18 protein-coding genes are annotated in these 19,250 nt (G+C 67.1%); 3 read left to right on the plus strand and 15 right to left on the minus strand.

Going from position 1 to position 19,250, the window contains the following annotated elements:
- Positions 1-11 precede the first annotated feature (11 nt).
- Positions 12-2,960 (plus strand): excinuclease ABC subunit UvrA, encoded by a 2,949-nt coding sequence (uvrA, locus tag ACP7AS_RS09210; RefSeq protein ID WP_426028568.1) that lies wholly within the window; start codon positions 12-14, stop codon positions 2,958-2,960.
- Here uvrA and ACP7AS_RS09215 read toward each other — a convergent pair.
- The 4 genes from ACP7AS_RS09215 to ACP7AS_RS09230 form a co-directional block, all read right to left on the minus strand.
- Positions 2,957-4,399, minus strand: a complete 1,443-nt coding sequence (locus tag ACP7AS_RS09215; protein WP_426028569.1) for a nitrilase-related carbon-nitrogen hydrolase — start codon at positions 4,397-4,399, stop codon at positions 2,957-2,959. The two genes, uvrA and ACP7AS_RS09215, sit on opposite strands and share 4 nt — an antisense overlap.
- 91 nt (positions 4,400-4,490) lie before the next feature.
- A complete protein-coding gene (locus ACP7AS_RS09220; protein ID WP_426028570.1) occupies positions 4,491-5,438 on the minus strand; it encodes a CPBP family intramembrane glutamic endopeptidase in 948 nt (315 codons plus the stop codon).
- 119 nt (positions 5,439-5,557) lie between these two features.
- On the minus strand, positions 5,558-6,475 hold the full coding sequence (locus ACP7AS_RS09225) for a hypothetical protein (RefSeq protein WP_426028571.1): 918 nt from the start codon (positions 6,473-6,475) through the stop codon (positions 5,558-5,560).
- 32 nt (positions 6,476-6,507) lie between these two features.
- Positions 6,508-7,404, minus strand: coding sequence for a hypothetical protein (locus ACP7AS_RS09230; protein WP_426028572.1), 897 nt, complete (start codon positions 7,402-7,404; stop codon positions 6,508-6,510).
- Positions 7,405-7,527: 123 nt separating this feature from the next.
- Here ACP7AS_RS09230 and trmFO point away from each other — a divergent pair, with 123 nt between their 5' ends.
- Together trmFO and ACP7AS_RS09240 are read left to right on the plus strand one after the other, a co-directional pair.
- A complete protein-coding gene (trmFO, locus tag ACP7AS_RS09235; protein ID WP_426028573.1) occupies positions 7,528-8,943 on the plus strand; it encodes a methylenetetrahydrofolate--tRNA-(uracil(54)-C(5))-methyltransferase (FADH(2)-oxidizing) TrmFO in 1,416 nt (471 codons plus the stop codon).
- On the plus strand, positions 8,943-9,140 hold the full coding sequence (locus tag ACP7AS_RS09240) for a hypothetical protein (RefSeq protein WP_426028574.1): 198 nt from the start codon (positions 8,943-8,945) through the stop codon (positions 9,138-9,140). Before trmFO ends, ACP7AS_RS09240 begins: the two co-directional genes overlap by 1 nt.
- A gap of 9 nt (positions 9,141-9,149) precedes the next feature.
- Here the strand turns inward: ACP7AS_RS09240 and ACP7AS_RS09245 are convergent, their stop codons facing one another.
- The 11 genes from ACP7AS_RS09245 to serS form a co-directional block, all read right to left on the minus strand.
- Positions 9,150-9,659: a nuclear transport factor 2 family protein gene (locus ACP7AS_RS09245; RefSeq protein ID WP_426028575.1), complete on the minus strand. Its 510-nt coding sequence runs from the start codon at positions 9,657-9,659 to the stop codon at positions 9,150-9,152.
- A gap of 102 nt (positions 9,660-9,761) precedes the next feature.
- Positions 9,762-10,397: a squalene/phytoene synthase family protein gene (locus ACP7AS_RS09250; RefSeq protein ID WP_426028576.1), complete on the minus strand. Its 636-nt coding sequence runs from the start codon at positions 10,395-10,397 to the stop codon at positions 9,762-9,764.
- Positions 10,390-11,010 (minus strand): hypothetical protein, encoded by a 621-nt coding sequence (locus tag ACP7AS_RS09255; protein WP_426028577.1) that lies wholly within the window; start codon positions 11,008-11,010, stop codon positions 10,390-10,392. Before ACP7AS_RS09255 ends, ACP7AS_RS09250 begins: the two co-directional genes overlap by 8 nt.
- A 175-nt stretch (positions 11,011-11,185) precedes the next feature.
- Entirely contained in the window at positions 11,186-12,178 is a 993-nt protein-coding gene (secF, locus tag ACP7AS_RS09260) for a protein translocase subunit SecF (protein ID WP_426028578.1), read from the minus strand.
- Positions 12,178-13,776, minus strand: a complete 1,599-nt coding sequence (secD, locus tag ACP7AS_RS09265; RefSeq protein WP_426028579.1) for a protein translocase subunit SecD — start codon at positions 13,774-13,776, stop codon at positions 12,178-12,180. Before secD ends, secF begins: the two co-directional genes overlap by 1 nt.
- A 30-nt stretch (positions 13,777-13,806) precedes the next feature.
- Positions 13,807-14,112: a preprotein translocase subunit YajC gene (yajC, locus tag ACP7AS_RS09270; RefSeq protein WP_426028790.1), complete on the minus strand. Its 306-nt coding sequence runs from the start codon at positions 14,110-14,112 to the stop codon at positions 13,807-13,809.
- A 128-nt stretch (positions 14,113-14,240) separates the two neighbouring features.
- Positions 14,241-15,356, minus strand: a complete 1,116-nt coding sequence (locus ACP7AS_RS09275) for a peptidoglycan DD-metalloendopeptidase family protein (RefSeq protein WP_426028580.1) — start codon at positions 15,354-15,356, stop codon at positions 14,241-14,243.
- 226 nt (positions 15,357-15,582) lie between these two features.
- Positions 15,583-16,227: a protein-L-isoaspartate(D-aspartate) O-methyltransferase gene (locus tag ACP7AS_RS09280; RefSeq protein ID WP_426028581.1), complete on the minus strand. Its 645-nt coding sequence runs from the start codon at positions 16,225-16,227 to the stop codon at positions 15,583-15,585.
- Complete coding sequence (surE, locus tag ACP7AS_RS09285; RefSeq protein WP_426028582.1) at positions 16,224-17,015, minus strand: 5'/3'-nucleotidase SurE; 792 nt, start codon at positions 17,013-17,015, stop codon at positions 16,224-16,226. The genes ACP7AS_RS09280 and surE overlap by 4 nt, the downstream gene beginning before the upstream one ends.
- A gap of 10 nt (positions 17,016-17,025) precedes the next feature.
- The gene (locus ACP7AS_RS09290; protein ID WP_426028583.1) at positions 17,026-17,412 is read right to left on the minus strand and encodes a hypothetical protein; all 387 of its coding nucleotides are present in this window, start codon (positions 17,410-17,412) and stop codon (positions 17,026-17,028) included.
- 154 nt (positions 17,413-17,566) lie between these two features.
- Entirely contained in the window at positions 17,567-19,084 is a 1,518-nt protein-coding gene (gene serS, locus ACP7AS_RS09295; protein WP_426028584.1) for a serine--tRNA ligase, read from the minus strand.
- Positions 19,085-19,250: the final 166 nt, after the last annotated feature.

The following is a 19,250-nucleotide window of genomic DNA, read 5'->3' on the forward strand; positions in this document are numbered from 1 at the left end:
TCCCGGACTCCATGATCGAAAAGCACAACTTCATCCGCGTGCGCGGCGCGCGCGAGCACAATCTCAAGGGCGTCGATCTCGACATCCCGCGCGAGCAGCTGGTCGTCATGACCGGCCTCTCGGGCTCGGGCAAAAGCTCGCTCGCTTTCGACACCATCTATGCCGAGGGGCAGCGTCGCTACGTCGAGAGCCTGAGTGCCTACGCCCGCCAGTTCCTGGAACTGATGGGCAAGCCGGACGTCGACCTGATCGAGGGTCTCTCGCCCGCCATCTCGATCGAACAGAAAACCACCTCGAAGAACCCGCGCTCGACCGTCGGCACGGTGACCGAGATCCACGACTATATGCGCCTGCTGTGGGCGCGCGTCGGCGTGCCCTATTCGCCGGCCACCGGCCTGCCGATCGAAAGCCAGACCATTTCCATGATGGTCGACAAGCTGACGGCCCTGCCCGACGGCGAACGCCTGTTGCTGCTGGCCCCCGTCGTGCGCGGCCGCAAGGGCGAATACCGCAAGGAAATGGCCGAGTGGCAACGGCTGGGCTTCCAGCGCGTCAAGATCGACGGCCAGTTCCACGCCATCGAGGACGCCCCCGTCCTCGACAAGAAATTCAAGCACGACATCGACATCGTCGTGGACCGCATCGTCACCAAACAGGGCCTCGAAAGCCGCTACGCCGACAGCCTGCAGACCGCGCTGGGCCTCGCCGAGGGCATCGCCGTGGCCGAATGGGCCAGTCCCGCAGACGGCGAGACCGAACCCCGCCGGCTCACCTTCTCCGAGAAATTCGCCTGCCCCGTTTCGGGCTTCACCATCTCCGAGATCGAGCCGCGGCTGTTCTCGTTCAACAATCCGTTCGGCGCCTGTCCGGCCTGTGATGGCCTGGGCGTCAAACTGGCCTTCGATGCCGATCTGGTCATCCCGGATCGCGAAAAGACCCTGCACAAGGGTGCGGTCGCGCCGTGGTCGCGCGGCCCCTCGCCCCTCTATACCCAGACCCTGCAGTCGCTCAGCCGGCACTACGGCTTCTCGATGGACAAGCCGTGGCGCGAGCTGCCGGCCACGGCGCATGACGTGATCCTGCGTGGCTCGGGCGGCGATAAGATCAAATTCACCTACGACGACAACGCCCGCAAATACGAGGTTTCCAAGGCCTTCGAGGGCGTTCTGCCGAACCTCGAACGCCGCTGGCGCGAGACGGATTCCGCCTGGGTGCGCGAGGAACTGGGCCGGTTCCAGTCCGAGACCCCGTGCGAGGTCTGTCACGGCAAACGCCTCAAGCCCGAGGCCCTGGCGGTCAAGATCGCCGGCACCGACATCGCCGAGGTGTCGTGGCTGTCGATCAAACACGCCCACGCCTGGTTCACCGACCTGGACGGGAAGCTGACCGACAAACAGATGGAGATCGGCCGTCGGGTCCTGAAGGAAATCACCGACCGGCTGCGGTTCCTCAACAATGTGGGCCTCGACTATCTGAGCCTCTCGCGCGCCTCGGGCACCCTGTCCGGCGGCGAGAGCCAGCGCATCCGCCTGGCCTCGCAGATCGGTTCGGGCCTGACGGGGGTGCTCTACGTCCTCGACGAGCCGTCCATCGGCCTGCACCAGCGCGACAACTTCCGCCTGCTGGAAAGCCTGCGCGGCCTGCGCGACCTCGGCAACTCGGTCCTCGTCGTCGAGCATGACGAGGAGGCCATCCTGACGGCCGACTATGTCATCGACATGGGCCCGGCCGCGGGCATCCACGGTGGCGAGGTCTGCGCCCAGGGCACGCCCGCCGAGGTCATGGCCAATCCCAAATCCCTGACCGCCAAATATCTGACCGGCGAGCGCGAGATCGAACTGCCGACCGACGGCCGCCGGCCCGTCGACCGCAAGAAGATGCTCAGGATCAGCGGCGCGAGCGGCAACAATCTGAAGAACGTCACCGGCGAGATCCCGGCCGGCCTGTTCACCTGCGTCACCGGCGTGTCGGGCGGCGGAAAGTCGACCTTCACCATCGAGACCCTCTACAAGGCGGCGGCCCGCCGGCTGCACAACGCCTCGGACGCCCCCGCGCCCTTCGACCGGATCGAGGGGCTGGAGATGTTCGACAAGGTCATCGACATCGACCAGTCGCCCATCGGCCGCACCCCGCGTTCCAACCCGGCCACCTACACCGGGGCCTTCGGACCCATCCGCGACTGGTACGCCGGCCTGCCCGAATCCAAGGCCCGCGGCTACGGCCCCGGCCGCTTCAGCTTCAACGTCAAGGGCGGCCGCTGCGAGGCCTGCCAGGGCGACGGCCTGATCAAGATCGAGATGCATTTCCTGCCCGACGTCTACGTCACCTGCGACGTCTGCAAGGGCAAACGCTACAACCGCGAGACGCTGGAAATCGTCTTCAAGGGCAAGAGCATATCCGACGTTCTGGATATGACGGTTGAAGAGGCCGGCAGCTTCTTCAAGGCCGTGCCCTCGATCCGGGACAAGATGCTGACCCTGAACCGCGTCGGCCTCGGCTACGTCAAGGTCGGTCAGTCCGCGACCACCCTGTCGGGCGGTGAGGCCCAGCGGGTCAAACTGTCCAAGGAGCTGGCGAAACGCGCCACCGGCAAGACCCTCTACATCCTCGACGAGCCGACCACGGGCCTGCATTTCGAGGACACCCGCAAACTGCTGGAGGTGCTTCAGGAACTGGTCGAGAACGGCAACACCATCGTCGTGATCGAGCACAATCTCGACGTCATCAAGGTCGCCGACTGGCTGCTCGACTTCGGCCCCGAGGGCGGCGACGGGGGCGGCGAGATCGTCGCGGTCGGCACCCCCGAACAGGTCGCCGCCCATCCGAACAGCTGGACCGGAAAATACCTCAAGGAGGTCCTCGACCGTCACGAGATCCGCCGCAAGGCGCGCGTCGCGGCCCTGTCCGGCGGGGCCACGGCTTCGGCCGCTAAGCCGGCGCGTGCGAAAAAGCGGGCCTAGACGGTCCGGGATTGGCGGCGCGGCCAGGGGAATATCATCCCCACCACAAAGGCCAGGCACAGCCATCCGAACAGGTCACCGATCCGGCCGTAGAGGGTAGGACGACGCGGCTCGACGGTCAGCGTCGCCAGCAGGGTCCGCCCTGCCCCGGCCGCACTCTCGGCCTCAACCAGGATACGGCCGTGTGAATCGCTGATCGACAACAGGCCCTCCTTGCTGGTCCGCACCACAGCAAAGCCCTGTTCGACGCCTCGCATCGCCGTCATCCGAGTGCCCATCCACTGGTCGATGTGGCCAAAGTCCCAGGCCGGAACCAGCATGACGGCCGCATCCAGTTGGCCGTAGGCCCGCGCCAGACGGGCGAAATGCATGTCCTTGCAGATGGCCAGGCCATAGGGGGCACCGCCGACGGGCGTGACCGAATAGTCGCTGCCGGCGCTGTATCCCTCAGTCCGTTCCGGCGGAGCCATGAACTGCTTGCGATAGGCCGCCGCCTCCCGTCCGTCAGGGGCGTAGAGATAGGCCATGTTGCGGATACCGTCGGGATGGGTGATCGCCAGTCCGGCCTCCAGCCAGACGCCCTGATCCCGGGCGGCCCCGGCCAAGGCGGCGCGCCAGACGTCGATCTGTCCCGGATCCCCGACCGCGATCTTCTCGGGCAGGACGATGACCTCGGCCCCGGCCTTCGCCAGCGTTTCGACCCCGGTAAGATACCGGTCCCGGATGGGTGAGATCCAGGACGCTGCCGCTCGGGGTCTGATGTCGGCGTCCAGCGCCATCAGCCCGAAGACGACGGCTTGTCCCGTCACGGGCTGAACCAGCCGGACAGCGCCATAGCCCATCGCCGCCAGCCCCAGAACCGCGGCCGCGAGATAGGCTGTCCACCCGCGCCGCCATCCCTCTCCCGAGGCCGCGAGCGTGAAGGCTGTCACCACGACCGCAGCGGGCAAGGAGACGAGGAAGGCGACGGCCGCGACGCCCCCCAGGGCCGCGATCTGCAGGATCACGGGATGGTCCCCCTGCGAATAGCCGATCAGGCCCCAGTCCCCGTCCGGTGCCAGCGTCGCCATGACCGTATGGATGGCCGCCCAGGCGGCGGGATAGGTAAAGAGCGCCCATGCGCTGCGGCGCGACAGGACGGCGCGACGGGTCACCCCGGCCGCGAGCGTCCAAAACAGGGCGATCCCGGTCACCAGCACGATCGCCAGCAGCGGCGACCGGGTGACGATGGTGAAATAGTGCAGGTTCGCCCCGGCACCGATCAGGGCCGCGCCCAAGGTCATCCACCGCGCGTCGGTAGCGCTGGACTTCAGCGCAAGCCACAGCAGCAGCGCCGGAGCCGTCCACGCCAGCCACCACAGGGGTTCCGGCCCGGCCGCGCCGCGCAGCAACAGGCCGGTGACCACCATGGCGACGATCCGCCCGGCGATCCGGACCATTCTCCGGCCCCGGGCCCCCGATTCCTTGCCCGCGGATATCATGGACGGCCCCTCAGCACCCCGGCGAGGGTCCGGTCCGGCTGACGGTTCGTCAAGCCTCTTGCGGCGCTGCTGCTGCGGGTTCCACACCGTGGTCCCAGGTCCGGCCGCGCACCAGCAGCACGATCACACCCGCCAGCAGCACCGCCGTCGTGACGACACTGGCCTCGGGCCCGAAGCTGGAGCCGGTCAGCCACCAGGCCGCGCCGGGTGCCCCGGTCAGGTCGGTGATCAGAGGCGTTGTCTCGATCACCTGGCCCGACACCTCGAGCCCAAAGCCGAGGCCCAGCAGCCAGTTCCAGGCCGCATGCCAGCCGCACACGCCCCACAGCGATCCTTCGCGGACGGCATAGAGACTGATGAACAGGCCGAACAGGACGATGTTGGCCAGGCCCACATACAGTTCGTTCGACGGCTCGATATTGCCGGCGTGGGCCACGGCGAACAGCAGCGAGTTGGCGATCACCGCGATCCACAGCCCGTGGCGCGAGGCGATGAGCTGCATCAGCCAGCCCCGGAACAGCAGCTCTTCCGACGAGCCCTGGATGATGAAACCCAGCATCAGCACGCCGATCGGCAGCAGGGCGGCACCGACGGCGGCCGAGCCGAACGCGCCCGCGCCCTCGACCACATAGCCACCGGCGATCCAGATCACCCCGACCACGGTCATCAGGAAGGCCAGCCCGATCAGATAGCCGCGCACGAACCGCAACGGTCCCCGGGCGTTCAGCCCCAGCGCCGCGGGTCCCCGGCGCTCGAACAGCCAGGCCCAGAGCAGCAACAGAACCGAGCCCAGGCCAAAGGCGGCCCCCAGCTCATAGGCCATCTGCGGCCAGCCGTCGGCCCCGCCCCCCGGAGTGACAAAGCCCGTCGCGATCGCCGGCAGCAAGGCCCCCACCTGTCCACCGATGAGAAAGACGGCACCCAGCACAATCGCGGCGATCGTCCAGGTCCGCCGATGACGGCCCTTTCGCGGGGCGTAGAGTTCAATACCGGCCATCCAGAGCTCCTTGTGACGATCGCGCGGACACGAAGCCGCGATCGAAGAGGCGGTCGGAGCGACCCATGGATGCAGGGACGTTCAGGTTTCTTCCACCCGACCCCGATTACCGGGCGCCGCTACGCCGGCTGACCGCCCTTGATGTTGAGATAGGCGGCCGAAAACGGCGCGTACATGATGCCGACGGTCATGGCCGAGACGATCGCCTCCACGACCGCATTGGCGATCACCCAGGGATTGCCGACGTCCAGCGCGGCCCGCACGGACTCGGTATCCTGAGTGCCATTGAACGAGAAACTCTGCAGACCGGACATGACGCTCAGCGGCATGCTGACGATGGACGACAGCAGTTGGACCAGCAGGACCATGACCACGGCGATGATCGCCATGCCGAACAATGGCCAGAACCGGCCCTTGGTCAGGCTGAAGGAATCGAAGAAGGCAAACCGGCGCTCCGCCACCGTGATCGGCACCGCCAGGCAGAGACGGACCGACAGCCAGATCATCAGGCAGATCACGCCGAGGAAGCCGACAAGGCCCGCGATCGCCGCCGGGCCGCTGCCGCCGGCGGTCTTGGCGGCGGCGATCACGACCCCGACGGCCACAAAGGCGACCAGGGCCACAAGGCTCATGACCAGTCCGAGAACGAAGGTGACCACCAGCACGCGCAGTTCATCCATGCCGAGGCGCAGATAGCCGAAACGCCCGCCCGACGGCTTCAGCACCCCGCGCGACACCGCCGCGGCCAGCATGGCTCCGACCAGCAGGCTGATCGGCAGCAGCCAGGCCACCTGGGCCATGATCGCGCCAAAGCCCGACATCAGCGCCCAGACCTGGTCGAGGCCGGGCGACTCGACGGCATCCATCGCCTCCGCCTGCGCGCTCCAGCTTTCGAGTTGCCCCACCACATTGGACATCGAGAACAGGGCGGTCAGCGTCAGGATCGCGTAAAGCAGCGTCCAGGCGACAAGCGCCAGCGGATTGCGTCGTACAAGACGGAAGCCCTCAAAGGCCGCATCAGTTGCCGAAAACGCCATGATCTCTCCTTGTATCCGGTCGCGATCCCGGCTCACGCTGCGGGTGCTGGCGAAGGATCGTCTGCACCGCGCTGCGCTTCATTTCCGGCGAGCTGTCGGCAGGCCGACGCGAACGGTGCGACAGCCAACGTCAGCACAACTCCATAGACGAGCGAGGCCAGGACCCCGCCTAGCACGGCCCAGTACCAGTTGGCGACGAGCCAGGTGTCCATGCCCGCGAACGGGTTCACAGCTTCGTCCATATGCATCCAGTTGAAGCCAGCCGCCGCTCCGCTTGCCAGGAAGATCAGCGCGGCACCCGCGAACACAACGGCCTCGATCACCAGGATCGTGAGGAACGCCACGATCATCAGCCCGAACAGCGGCCACATCTTTCCGGAGGCCAGCCGCCAGCCCTGGACGAAGGCAAAATCGCGGTACAGCACACTGGCCGGCGCCATCAACGACACACGCGCCAGCGCGAGGAACATCGCGAGCACCATGACCAGCACCATGACGCAGACCACGCCGACCAGAACGGCCGTGTCACCGGCGGTCGAGACGGCAAATCCGATCACAAAGCCCAGGATGATCAGCAGCAACAGCGCGGCATAAAGGCCGATGCCGATGGCCAGCCCCACGACCGCCACGCGCAGCTCGTCCATGCCGATGCGCAACGAGAAGAAGCCGCTTTCCCGTGGTCTCACAACCGCGCGGAAGATCGCCGTATAGACCAGGACAGACACCAGCAACTGCCCGATGTTGAGCAGCATCGACGCCAGCTGGAACTGCATCATCTGGCCGACCATGGGTGCGGCCATGACGTCGTCGGGGCCCTGCTGCCCGTGCATCGGCATGTCGGCGAAAATCTCGCCCATCGCCGGGAACACCAGGGCGGCGGAACCGAGCGCCGGCGCGATGAGCAGAAAACCCCAGACAAACACGGACACAGGCCGTCGCCGGATCAGGCCGAACGCGTCGCCGATCGCAGCCCCGATTGAAAATCGCGCCATTTCATCACCCCACCCACGCGCAACCTAGCCCAAGACGGCCGCCCCCGCTAGAAACCGCCCATGACGAACCCCCTCAAGCCCATCCACGTCATCGGCGGTGGCCTCGCCGGCTCGGAAGCCGCCTGGCAGATCGCCCGCGCCGGCGTGCCCGTGCTCCTGCACGAGATGCGCGGCGTGCCGGGGGTCAAGACCGACGCCCACCATACCGATGGCCTGGCCGAGCTGGTCTGTTCCAACTCGTTCCGCTCGGACGACTGGGAACACAATGCCGTCGGCCTGCTGCACGCCGAGATGCGGGCGCTCGATTCCATCATCATGAGTTGCGGCGACGCCCATCAGGTCCCCGCCGGCGGGGCCCTGGCCGTCGACCGGGACGGCTTCTCGCAGGCGGTCACCGCGAAACTCGAGGCCCACCCCCTGATCACCATCTTCCGCGAGGAGATCGCCGGCCTGCCGCCCGAGGCCGATGAGACGAACGGCTGGGACAATGTCATCGTCGCCACCGGCCCCCTGACCTCCCCGGCTCTGGCCGACGCCATCCTGAAAGCCACCGGTGAGGAAAGCCTCAGCTTCTTCGACGCCATCGCCCCCATCGTCCACGCCGAGACCATCGACTTCGACATCGCCTGGCGACAGTCGCGCTATGACAAGGAGGGCCCGGGCGGAGACGCCGCCGCCTATGTCAACTGCCCGATGGACAAGGCCCAGTACGAGGCCTTCATCGACGCCCTGCTGAACGGCCCCAAGGCCGAGTTCAAGGAGTGGGAGAACGTCCCCTATTTCGACGGCTGCCTGCCCATCGAGGTCATGGCCGAGCGCGGCCGCGAAACCCTGCGCCACGGCCCGATGAAGCCCGTCGGCCTGACCAATCCGCGCGACCCCCAGGTCAAGGCCTACGCCATCGTCCAGCTGCGTCAGGACAATGCCCTCGGCACCCTGTTCAACATCGTCGGCTTCCAGACCAAGCTGAAGCACGGGGCCCAGGCCGATGTCTTCCGCATGATCCCGGGCCTTCAGGACGCCCAGTTCGCTCGCCTCGGCGGCCTGCACCGCAATACCTTCCTGAACAGTCCCAAACTCCTGGACCGCCAGCTTCGCCTGAAAGCCATGCCGCGCCTGCGCTTCGCCGGTCAGGTCACGGGCGTCGAAGGCTATGTCGAGAGCGCCGCCATGGGCCTGCTGACCGGCCGCCTCGCCGCCGCCGAGCGGCTGGGCAAGCCCCTGGAGGCTCCGCCGGTCCACACCGCCATGGGGGCCCTCGTCGAACACATCACCGGCGGCCATCTCGAGGGTCCGGGCGGGATCTCGAAATTCCAGCCGATGAACATCAACTACGGCCTGCTGCCCCCGCTTGAGGCCCCCAAGATCGATGAGGCGGGGGTCAAGATCCCGCTCAAGGAACGCGGCCGGGCCAAGAAGCGCCTGATGAGCCTCCGGGCGCTCGAGGCGCTGAAACTCTGGCGGGACGCGGCCTGATGGCAGACAGTGAACTCGACCGCCTGAAGGCCAGGCGCGTCACGGCCCTGTATCGGCTCGACCTGATCGCGCGCGGCGCACAACTGACCTATGAGGACGGCACGCTGATCGACATGGCCTCGGAGAGGGACCGGCTCGACACCGTCGTCGCCGACCTCGACCGCCGTATCGAAAGCCTTGAGCGCACCCTGAACTGAGGCGGCCCGTCAGTCCGGCGTCATCACATCCACCCACCGGGCGGTGTCGGTGTATTGCTGGAAATGCGTGACCTTCCCGCCCGCAACGGTGAAGACGTGCACGAACTGGGCATCCAGCGCCTCGCCGGTGGCGCGGTTGGTCCCGGTGTAGCGCCCCATGGCCACGACCTTGTCACCACTGGCGACATAGGTCTGCGGCGTCACCACAAAACCCTCGAAGGCCGCGCCGATCCGGCCGAAGATACCCTCGAACACCGCACCCTGGCCGAGATAGGGGTTGCGGTCGGCATAGGGACCGCTCTCGGCCTCGACCCAGACCACGTCGACAGCCAGCAGGGTGCCCAGGGCGGCCCCGTCGGACGCTGCAAAGGCGCGGTACAGGCTCTCGACCACGACCTGGTTGGCCGCGTCACTCGCTGCATTGGCGACAATCGCCCGCGCAGGCGCTTCTGCCGCGGCAGTGATCGGGCTCGCCAGGGCGGCTGCGGCCAGTGCCGCGGCGGTCAGGAAAGTTCGCATCGTCCTCAGAGTCCCCCTTCGCCAATCAGCGATCTCTGGAACCTGCACCGTTTTCTGAGCGGGGTCGACAATCTTGCGGACCCGTCCCGGTCGCCTGAGGGGTCAGATCCGGCCGCGAACCGAGGCGACGACCAGCGTCAGTCGCTTCAGGAATTCGGGGGCCTCCGGCCGGGTCAGCGCGGCGGCCGCCACGGCAGGAAAGGCGTGCACGGGCAGACCGGCCAGGTCACGATTGGCCGCCGCCCGCAGGGCTTTCGCCTCGTCCGCCCGCCCGGTCTGTGACAGGCCTCGAACCTGCGCGGCCTCTGCCACCCTGGCGTCCTGCCCGGGTCCCGCCAGCACCTGCACGGCCGTTTGCATCGGGCCGACATAGAAGGCGTCGAGATCGTGCGGCTGACCATGAACCCGGCCGATATGGGCCTCGATCAGGGCGTCGAACGGCGGGCGCGGCAGACCATGCCGGCTGACCAGATCGGTCAACGCTTCAAGGACCGGATGGCCCTTGCGCGCCGTCCCGGCGAAGACCCCGTCCATCTGCTCGCGCCACCAGACGTATCGCATCTCGGCCAGCAGCGGCTGGGTCACCCGCGTCGGGATCGCCATCAGCTCGGCCTCGAAGGCGTAGAGCGTGATCAGGTCCGCGCGCAGGCCGGCCTCGGCCACGAAGCGACTGGACAGCCAGCGGTCAGGATCGGCGGCGCGGACCTGCGCGTCGGGACTGTGGGCCGGATCAGCCAAACAGGGTCTGGTACATCGCCATCGAGGTCAGCATCGGCAGGCTCAGCAGCAGGTTGGTGCGGCTGCCCAGCATGGCGACACGGGCCGCCTTGGCCTTGGCGGCGTCGTCGACGACCACAATGCCCAGGGCACGCTTCTGGTTCGGCCAGATGATGCCCCAGACGTTCAGGAACATGATGATGGCCAGCCAGGTACCGATCCCCATCAGGGTGAAGCCCTTCTGGTCCTCGGTCAGCCCCTGCGCCAGGCCGAAGGTCATCACCTCTGCGGCGTAAGCGTGTCCGCGCATCAGCATGACCGCCAGGCCCGCAACCACGGTCGCCAGCGCCGACCAGCGGAACCAGAACAGGGCTTCGGGCGCGATATGCTTGCTGACAGCCGGTTTCAGCTCGGCCGGAATATTGGGCATGACCCGGATCTGGACGAAGTTGAAATAGTACAGCAGGCCGATCCACAGGATGCCGGCCACGACGTGGGTCCAGCGGAAGACCGCCTGCCAGAAGCTCTGGTCGAAGCCGCCCGGCGCGATACGCCCGAACGACAGGATCATGACCCCGGCCAGCACCAGGCTGAGCAGGATCGTGGTGCGGAAATTCGACAGCAGCTTGCCCATGGTCAGCCCCCTCCCGGAGCGGTTCGATTCGTTGTGGCGACACGATAGCTCTCCCTCCCCTTCATGGGGAGGGTGGTCGCGAAGCGACCGGGTGGGGATTATCCGGATGCACCTCACCCTGTCGTCGCTTGCGCGCCGACATCCCTCCCCATGAAGGGGAGGGAGAACGCGTTTCCTAGGGCCGGCTGGCCATCCCCAGCTTGATCGGCTTCAGATCTTCCTTGTCGCGCGTGCCGCGTCTGACACCCCAAAGCAGGATGATCGGCGCACCGACATAGATCGAGGAATAGGTGCCGACGATGATGCCGAACATCAGGGCGATGGAGAAGCCGAACAGGGCCTCGCCGCCGTAGTAGGCCAGCGCCGCCAGCACCATCACGGCGGTAATGCCGGTGATGATCGTACGGGACAGGGTCTCGTTCAGCGACAGGTCGATCACCTCACGCAGCGGCATGGTCTTGTATTTGCGGAGATTCTCGCGAAGGCGGTCGAACACCACCACGGTGTCGTTCATCGAATAGCCGATGACGGTCAGGATGGCGGCGACCATGGTCAGGCTGAACTCCAGCTTGAACAGGACGATCAGGCCGAAGGTCAGGATCACGTCGTGCAGCAGGCCGGCGATGGCTCCAAAGCCGAATTGTGGCTCGAACCGGAACCAGATATAGGCGAACATCAACAGGATCGCGACACCCAGAGCCATGATCCCCGAGCGGAACAACTCGCCCGAGACCTTGGAGCCGACGACGCTGACGCCCGAATAGGTCACCTCGCCCACGGCACCGCTGATGGCGCTCTCGACCTGGTTGACGACCTCGGTCTGGTCCCGGCCCTGCGGCACCTGGAACCGCAGGATGGCGGTCGAGCCGTCCTCAATATTGGTGTCGCGCCGTGCGATGCCCTGGACCTGGACGTCACCCAGCTCCAGCCGGTTCGCCGCGCTGCGGACGAGATCCAGTTCAATGACCTGGCCGGCGGGCTTGGAGACCTCCATCGAGGCCCCGCCCCGGAAGTCGATGCCCATGTGCAGGCCGGGATAGAAGCAGGCGACGATCGCCGCGACGCACAAGACGACCGACAGCGCCGCGGCATAGCGGGCGTAGCTGACGAAACGGAAATTCGTCTTCTGCGGCAGCAGTCTGATGAAAGGCCATCCACGCATCGCCATCACTCCGCGATCGGCAGTTTTTTGGGTTTGGCCATCTTCAGCCAGTAGGCCAGCAGCACCTGGGCCACCAGCACCGAAGACAGCACCGAGGTGAACACACCGATCGACAGCGTCCACGCAAAGCCGCGTACCGGCCCGGCGCCGAATATGAACATGATGGCCGCGGCCACCAGGGTCGTGACATTGGCGTCGATGATGGTACCCATGGCCTTGTTGAAGCCCGCGTCCATGGACGCGATCACGCTTCGGCCCGCGCGGGCCTCGTCGCGCATCCGCTCGTAGATCAGCACATTGGCGTCCACGGCGACCGCGAAGGTCAGGATCAGACCGGCGATGCCGGGCAGGGTCAGGGTGGCCTGGGTGAAGCTCATGGCCGCGATGATCAACAGGCCGTTCAGCACCAGGCCGACGACCGAGATGCCGCCGAACAGGAAGCCGTAGGCGAGGAACATGAACAGCACGATGATGCCGAAGCCGATCGCGGTTGACAGGCCGCCGGCCGACACGGCATCGGCACCCAGTTCGGCGCTGACGGTACGACGCTCCTCGACCTTCAACGGGGCCGGCAGGGCCCCGCCGTTCAGCAGGTTGACCATTTCGGCGGCCTGCTGGATCGTATAATTGCCCTCGATGATGCCCGAGCCGCCGGTGATGGCACCGCGGATGTTCGGTGCCGAGATCACCTTGCCGTCCAGGATGATGGCGAAGGGCTTGCCGATGTTGGCGGCGGTCGCCTCACCGAAGCGACGCGCACCGGCCCCGTCGAAGCGGAAGCCGATAGCCGTGCGGTTGCTCGAGTCGGACGTCACCTCGGCCTTGGTCAGGTTCTCGCCCGAGACCAGCACCCGGCGCTTGACCAGGTAGAAGGCCGGGCCGCCGGCCTCCGCGCCGGGGATGAGTTCGGAGTCCGGCGGCACGGCACCGGCCTCGGCTTCGGCCACCGAATTCTCGACGTCGACCATTTGGAAGGTCAGCTGGGCCGTCTGGCCGATCACGCGTTCCAGCTGGGCCGGATCACTCTCGCCCGGGGCCTGGACTACGATCCGGTCGGCACCCTGACGCGTGATCGACGGCTCGCGCGTGCCGAGGCTGTCGATCCGGCGGCGCACCACCTCGATCGACTGGGTCACGGCGTCCGACCCCATCGAAGCGAGGGCCTGTTCCGTAAAGGCATAGCGGATGCGGTTGTCGCCAACCTTCTGGACAGTCCGGTCTGCCACGCCACTGGTGCCGCCGCTGATCAGCGCCCGCATCGCCAGCAGCGCCGGGTCCATCTGGGTCGGGTCGGCCAGGGTGACGACCACATTGGTTCCATCCCGCCCGATGCTGTTCACCCCGATCCTGGCCTCGGCCAGGACCGTGCGGGCGTCTTCGACCAGGTTGGTCAGGCGCTTCTCGCGCATGGCCGGAACGTCGACTTCCAGCAGCAGATAGGATCCGCCCTGCAGGTCCAGCCCCAGGTTCAGGGCGCTCTTCGGCAGCCAGCCCGGCAGAGCCTCGCGCTGGGCGGGGGTCAGGGCGTTGGGATAGGCGAAGAACAGCCCGAACAGCAGGGCGGAGACGAGAAGGATGACCTTCCAGCGCGACAGATGGATCATACGGGCGTCCCCGACCTATTCAGAACGGTGTCAGGACTTGGCGATGGTCTTGGTGTCGTTGGCGGCCACCGCCGTGCGGTCGCGCACCTGGGTGATCATCTGCTTGATGACACGCACGTTCACGCCCTGGGCGATCTCGACCATGGCTTCGTCGTTCTCGACGCGGGTGACCTTTCCGATCATCCCGTTCGACATCACCACCGTGTCGCCGCGCTTGAGACTGGACACCAGCTCCTGGTGCGCCTTGGCCGCCTTCTGCTGCGGACGGATCAGCATGAAGTAGAACAGGATGATTACGGGGACGAAGAAGATCAGGGTGCCGAAAGGCCCCGCCATAAGTTCCTGCACGATGGTCTCCGAAGGCGTCTGCAGCCGCGCAAGGCGGCCGTTGAAAATGAGGCGCGGAAACTAGGGTACGCCGTCGCACATTGCAACGCGATGCGTCGTCACTGTGTCGCTTTGCGTTATCGCGGCAACACGGTCAGCGGATCGACGGCCGTGGGCTGGTCCCCGCGCATGCGCCAGGTCTCGAAATGCACCGAGGGCCGCCCGTCGCCGGCGGTCGTGCCGACGGTCCCGATCTGCTGGCCCGAGCGGATCTCGTCGCCGTCGCGCACCACGGCCGAGCCTAGGTGGCCATAGACCGAACGCCAGCCGTCGCGGTGCACGACCAGCACCGTCAGCCCCTGCCCGGCCAGGTCGTCACCGACATAGCCGACGCGTCCGGCCGCGGCGGCGCGCACCTCTGACCCCGCGGCCGCGCCGATGTTCACGCCGTTGTTGCGCTCTCCCATCCCGACGGGGCCGAAGCGCCGCAGGATGTCGCCGCGCACCGGCCAGTCCAGACTCACCGTCGTGGTCGCCGGAGCCGGACTGACGGGCACGGCGGTCGCGGCCGGCTCTCGCGGCGGCAGGGCTGCGCTGCGCGCGGGGGGCGGTGCGGGCACCGGCGTGGGCGGCGGTGGTGGTGGCGGCGGTCCGCCTTCCGGCACGAAGACGCCGCTCGGCGACGGCCCGGTGGCATAGGGATCGCCGCCGATATCGACGGCGCTGGCGGGCAGGATCAGTCGCTGGCCGGGCGAGATGGCCGCGCGCGGGCCGAGACTGTTGAGGTCGATCAGGCTCTGCACCGACGCCTGGAAGCGCCGGCCGATCCCCGAGATGGTATCTCCGGGCTGTATTTCGTAGGTCGCGCCGGCTTCAACAGAGGCCGCGCCGGGGCGCATCGGCGGTGGCTCGCGGAATCCGTCAGACGCCGGCCCCGCAGCCGGCATGGTGCCTTCGGCATAGACCCGCGGCGCGGTGCTGACCGGCGCGGACAGGACCCCGCCCTCGATCGCCTCGACCGGCGCGGTGCGTGGCGGCGGCGCCTCGGTCATCGGTCGGGTCGGCCCGCGCACGCCCTCGCCGCTCGGGATCGGCGCCGCAGGATAGGCCGGCGTCCGCGTCGCGACGCGTGCCGGCGCCGATCCGTCGGCCCGGATCGAATAGCGCGGCTCGGCCGGCAGGCTGGCACAGGCCCCCAGCGTCATCACGCCGCCCACCATCGCCAGAACCCTGATCGCGAATCGCATGGTCATACCGTCTCCCGCCCCTCGATCATCTCTTGTAGCGCGCCGTCCCGTCCGACCAAACAACCTGTAAAACCGCGCCAAAGTTGGGCGCGAAGGTTAACGGAGGTGAGGGCTTAGGGATTGGGGATTAGGGAGTAGGGACGACGGCAGAAACGGCGAGGACCGGACACCCAGAGGTTTTCCCGGCCTCTGATCACTAACGCCTAGGCCCTAAGCCCTAAGCCCTAAGCCCTCACCCCTCCTTCGCCGTCCCTTCAACCAGCGGCACGAACCGCACCTCGCTCAGGCTTTCGCGGCGGAACGAGCCGTCGTCCTGGCCGACGTAGCGATGCAGCATCTGCACCGAGGTCCGCCCCACCGGACAGACCAGCACCCCGCCGGGCTTCAGCTGATGCAGCAGTTCGGTCGGCTCGCCGGGCGACGCCGCCGTCACCATGATCCGGTCGAACGGCGCCTGCTGGGGCCAGCCCAGCCCCCCGTCGCCGTGCTGGGTGATCACATTGTCGATCTTCAGGTCCTTCAATCGGCCTTCCGCCTCGGTCAGCAGGCTGCGATAGCGCTCGATCGAATAGACATAGCGCGCCAGCCGGCTCAGCACGGCGGCCTGGTAGCCGCTGCCAGTACCGATCTCCAGCACCCGGTGGCGCGGCTGAACGTCCAGCGCCTGGGTCATCAGCCCGACGATATAGGGCTGGGAAATGGTCTGGGCGCAGTCGATCGGTAGGGCCTGATCCTCCCACGCCTGATCGAGGAATTTCTCGTGCACGAAGACGGCGCGGTCGATCGACTCCATGGCCGCCAGCACGCGCGCGTCCGTCACCCCCTGCTGCCGCAGCCCCAGGATCAGCCGCCCGGCCCTGTCGTCATTGAGCTTCATTCCGCCGCCAGCGTCTTCGGCGGGGCCCCACCCAGCACGCCCTTTAGGTCGTGGATGCTGGGCGCGTGGGTCAGGTCGATATGCAGCGGCGTGACCGAGATCTTGCCGTCGTCCATGGCCCGCAGGTCGGTGCCTTCCGGGTGGTCGTGCTTCGTCCCCCGGAAGCTCATCCAGTAGTAGTCGCGGCCCCTCAGGTCCGTCCGCTTGACCGCATGCATCTCGCCGATATTGCGGAAGCCCTGCCGCGTCACCTCGACCTCGGTCACGGCCTCCGGGGGCCGGCTGGGGAAGTTCAGGTTCATCACCACCCCGGCCTGCCAGGGCTGGGCCAGCAGACGCGAGATGATGGCCGGCGCGAACGCCTCGGCCGTCTCCCAGTGGGCGATGACGTCGTCGTGGAACCGCTCGAGACTCTGGCTCAGGGCGATCGAGCGGATGCCGAACGCCATCCCCTGTAAGGCCCCCGCCACCGTCCCCGAATAGGAGCAGTCCTCGCCGACATTGTGCCCCCGGTTGACCCCGGACAGCACCAGATCGGGCCGCTCCGGCATCAGGTCGTTGACCGCCAGCACGACGCAGTCGGTCGGGGTTCCCGACACCGCGAACCGCTTTTCACCCAGGGCGTTGACCCGCAACGGCTCGGTCAGGGTGATCCCCCGCCCCTTGCCGGACTGCTCGACCTGCGGCGCACAGACCCAGACATCGTCCGACAGGGTCCGGGCGATCCGTTCGAGACACGCCAGCCCTTCGGCCTCGATGCCGTCGTCATTGGTCAGAAGAATACGCATCCGGCTTCGCTCAGTTCGCCGGACGGATGTCGTCGGCCAGGATCACGAACGATCCGCCGCAATCGTTGCGGATGTCCGAGCGCGCGTGCTCGATACGGCCGTTCCCGGCCTCGCTCCACGCCACGGTCCGCCCGGTCACCCGCACCTTCTGTCCGCTGAGGTCCGCCATGGCCTGCTGCATCTCGCCCCGCGACGCCGCGCCCGAGACGCAGGGCCGCGAGAACGGCCGCCGCACCTGGTCCTCATCGCCGTACAGCTGGAATTCCCCGTTCGAGAACCGCACCCACCCCGTGAAGGCGGTGTCCCCCGCGGTATAGCTGTAGGTGTTCGACGAAGGGCCGCCGGTGGCGCAGGCACCGAGAACCAGCAAGGCGGTCACGGTCAGGATCGATTTCATCATGCCTCTCCTCACTCCGATCATCCCGGCGAAAGCCGGGACCCGGTTCTTTGGGCGATCCGGCACCGCCAGCCTCGCGCCGCCCTTCATCCCGTCCGCCAATGCCTCACGAAAGCACTGCGTCCCGGCTTTCGCCGGGATGCACGGACGGGTGTCAGCCGCCCACGTGCGTCACACCACCCATGTAGGGCAGCAGAGCCGCCGGCACCGCGATCCGCCCGTCGTCCTGCTGATAGTTTTCCATCACCGCGACCAGCGTCCGGCCCACGGCCAGCCCCGAGCCGTTCAGCGTATGCACGAACTCGGTCTTCTTCTCCCCGTCGCGCTTGAACCGCGCGTCCATCCGCCGCGACTGGAAGTCACCGCAGTTGGAACAGGAGCTGATCTCGCGATAGGTCCCCTGCGACGGCAGCCAGACCTCCAGATCAAAGGTCTTCCTCGCCGAAAAGCCCATGTCGCCCTTGCACAGCAGCATCCGGCGATAGGGCAGCTCCAGCTTCTCCAGCACCGCCTCGGCGCACCGCACCATCCGCTCGTGCTCGGCGTCGGAATCTTCGGGTTTGGCGATCGAGACCATCTCCACCTTATGGAACTGGTGCTGCCGGATCAGCCCGCGCGTATCCCGCCCCGCCGACCCCGCCTCGGCCCGGAAACAGGGCGTCAGGGCGGTGAAGCGGATCGGCGTGGCCAGTTCGCTCTCGGGCAGAACCTGCTCGCGCACGAGATTGGTCAGGGAGACTTCGGCGGTGGGGATGAGATAAGCTCTTTGACCCCCGAGGTCATCTTTCAGTTGTCTCCGTTGGTTTATATCCCCTGCGGTCGTGACAAGACTCTCGATCTGCTCACGGGCCGAGGCCCACAGATCCTCCGATGTGGCGTCCTGTGGGACGCCAAGGGAATCAAGAACCAGTCCGGTACGGTGCGCTGTTTGCATCAGCTCATAAACTACCTCGCCGACACCCAGCAGTTCAGCGCGGGCCAGCTGTGCCGGAGTCACGATCTGAAAAAGGTCTTCGCCAAATTTCGGCAACTGCCCCGTCCCGAACATCGCCTCGTCGCGTACCAGATACGGTGGATTGACCTCCAGATAGCCGTGCTCATTCGTCTGCACGTCCAGCATGAACTGGCCGATGGCTCGTTCCAGCCGCGCCAGCCCGCCCTTGAGCACCGCGAACCGCGAGCCCGACATCTTCGCCGCCGCCTCGAAATCCAGCAGGCCCAGAGCCTCGCCCAGATCGGCATGATCCTTGGCCGGTCCGCCCTCGCGGGGCATGCCCCACGGCTGTCCGACCATCACATTGCCGGCCTCGTCCTCGCCCTCCGGCACATCGTCCGCCGCCAGGCTCTTCTGCGCGGCCAGCAGGTCGTGCAATTCCTTGCCCGTCCGCGTCGCCGCCTCGCCCGCCGCGGCGATCTCGCCCTTCAGGCTCTCGACCTCGACCTTCAGCCGCTCGGCCTCGACGAGGTCTTTCCGACCCATCGCCGCCCCGATCCGCTTCGAGCTCTCGTTGCGTCGCGCCAGCGCCGTCTGCTCCCACGTCTGCGCCGTGCGCAGGGCCGTATCCAGCGTCAGAATCCGGTCGACCAACGTCGCCGCATCCTCGACCCCACGCGAGGACCAGCCGCTCACGAAAGCGGCGGGGTTGTCTCGAATGGCTTTGATGTCGTGCATGGTCGGTCTCTGGGCAAGGAAGCGATGCTCTAGCCCCCGCCGCAGATTCCGCCAACCCGCCGGATCGCCGGAAAACACCGTGCATCCCCGCACCACTGTCCAACGAAGCCGCGTGCCCGCGTGACGACGGCGGCCTTCCCCGATCCATCCGCCACGCTATTCTCCC

This window comes from Brevundimonas sp. TWP2-3-4b2, assembly GCF_049897345.1.
In the GTDB taxonomy this organism is placed as follows: Bacteria; Pseudomonadota; Alphaproteobacteria; order Caulobacterales; family Caulobacteraceae; genus Brevundimonas.

What these genes read in the sequence shown, in the direction of transcription:
- ACP7AS_RS09240 (WP_426028574.1), top strand. Translation starts at nt 8,943, where the DNA reads ATGGCAGACAGTGAACTCGACCGCCTGAAGGCCAGGCGCGTCACGGCC.
- trmFO (WP_426028573.1), top strand. Translation starts at nt 7,528, where the DNA reads ATGACGAACCCCCTCAAGCCCATCCACGTCATCGGCGGTGGCCTCGCC.
- serS (WP_426028584.1), bottom strand. Translation starts at nt 19,084, where the DNA reads ATGCACGACATCAAAGCCATTCGAGACAACCCCGCCGCTTTCGTGAGC.
- yajC (WP_426028790.1), bottom strand. Translation starts at nt 14,112, where the DNA reads ATGGCGGGGCCTTTCGGCACCCTGATCTTCTTCGTCCCCGTAATCATC.
- ACP7AS_RS09245 (WP_426028575.1), bottom strand. Translation starts at nt 9,659, where the DNA reads ATGCGAACTTTCCTGACCGCCGCGGCACTGGCCGCAGCCGCCCTGGCG.
- ACP7AS_RS09280 (WP_426028581.1), bottom strand. Translation starts at nt 16,227, where the DNA reads ATGAAGCTCAATGACGACAGGGCCGGGCGGCTGATCCTGGGGCTGCGG.
- surE (WP_426028582.1), bottom strand. Translation starts at nt 17,015, where the DNA reads ATGCGTATTCTTCTGACCAATGACGACGGCATCGAGGCCGAAGGGCTG.
- ACP7AS_RS09255 (WP_426028577.1), bottom strand. Translation starts at nt 11,010, where the DNA reads ATGGGCAAGCTGCTGTCGAATTTCCGCACCACGATCCTGCTCAGCCTG.
- ACP7AS_RS09290 (WP_426028583.1), bottom strand. Translation starts at nt 17,412, where the DNA reads ATGAAATCGATCCTGACCGTGACCGCCTTGCTGGTTCTCGGTGCCTGC.
- secF (WP_426028578.1), bottom strand. Translation starts at nt 12,178, where the DNA reads ATGGCGATGCGTGGATGGCCTTTCATCAGACTGCTGCCGCAGAAGACG.
- ACP7AS_RS09220 (WP_426028570.1), bottom strand. Translation starts at nt 5,438, where the DNA reads ATGGCCGGTATTGAACTCTACGCCCCGCGAAAGGGCCGTCATCGGCGG.
- ACP7AS_RS09215 (WP_426028569.1), bottom strand. Translation starts at nt 4,399, where the DNA reads ATGGTCCGGATCGCCGGGCGGATCGTCGCCATGGTGGTCACCGGCCTG.
- secD (WP_426028579.1), bottom strand. Translation starts at nt 13,776, where the DNA reads ATGATCCATCTGTCGCGCTGGAAGGTCATCCTTCTCGTCTCCGCCCTG.
- ACP7AS_RS09275 (WP_426028580.1), bottom strand. Translation starts at nt 15,356, where the DNA reads ATGACCATGCGATTCGCGATCAGGGTTCTGGCGATGGTGGGCGGCGTG.
- uvrA (WP_426028568.1), top strand. Translation starts at nt 12, where the DNA reads ATGATCGAAAAGCACAACTTCATCCGCGTGCGCGGCGCGCGCGAGCAC.
- ACP7AS_RS09225 (WP_426028571.1), bottom strand. Translation starts at nt 6,475, where the DNA reads ATGGCGTTTTCGGCAACTGATGCGGCCTTTGAGGGCTTCCGTCTTGTA.